This is a genomic window from Neisseria sp. 74A18 (assembly GCF_001308005.1).
Taxonomy (GTDB): domain Bacteria; phylum Pseudomonadota; class Gammaproteobacteria; order Burkholderiales; family Neisseriaceae; genus Neisseria; species Neisseria dumasiana.
Map to the genome: position 1 here is coordinate 1 of NZ_LGZA01000076.1, position 831 is coordinate 831.

Below are 831 nucleotides of genomic sequence, written 5' to 3' on the forward strand. Positions count from 1 at the left end.
ATCAGGAATCCGACTTTGCCTTTCTCAACCGGCTGTGCGAAGAAGAAGGAATTTGGTACGCCTTCGAGCAGAATGCCCAATATGGCGATGTGGCGGTATTCGGTGACGATGCCGCCCATTATTTTCGCAGTAATACCTCTCCCTATCCCTACCGCCCCCACGGCGGGTTGGAGAGTGTCGGCGAGGAAGCGGTGTTCGCCTTACAGGTGAAACACAATCCCATCCTCGAATCCATCCGCGTCGGCGACTACAACTACCGCGATGCCGATACCGATTTGTCGTCTGAAGTAACGGCCAAGGGTACGGAAACCGACAGCAGCGTCTTACTCGGCAGCGACAGCCATTGGGGGCTGCATCAAAAAACACCCGAAGAAGCCCGGCTTCAGACGGCCTTACTGCAACAACTCGACCACAGCCGCCGTATCGTTGCCTCCGGCAGCGGCAACATTACCGCCCTCAGCCCCGGCCTGGTGTTTCAGACGGCTCCGAGCTTCAGCGAAGCGCCCAACGGCTGGTTGGCGGTGTCGCTCACCCAAAGCGGCAGCCGCGACCAAGCGTACAGCCATAGCTTTAGCGCCATCCCCGCCGACAGCATCTTCCGTCCCGAACGCCTTACCCCGTTGCCCAAGATTCAAGGCAGTCTACCTGCCAGAGTGACCAGCCCCGGCAACTACACCTACGCCTATATCGACAACATGGGCCGTTACCGCGTCAAACTGCCGTTCGACCTCGACGAATGGAGTCCGGGCGGAGAAAGCCGTCCCATCCGCTTAGCCAAACCCTATGCCGGCCCCGACTACGGCCAACACTTCCCGCTGCACGAAGGCACCG

At 59.6% G+C, this 831-nt stretch carries 1 protein-coding gene; it reads left to right on the forward strand.

Translation table 11 applies throughout. From position 1 onward, the window contains the following. On the forward strand, positions 1–831 hold an 831-nt coding region (locus AKG43_RS11850), incomplete at both ends, for a type VI secretion system Vgr family protein (protein WP_156300682.1).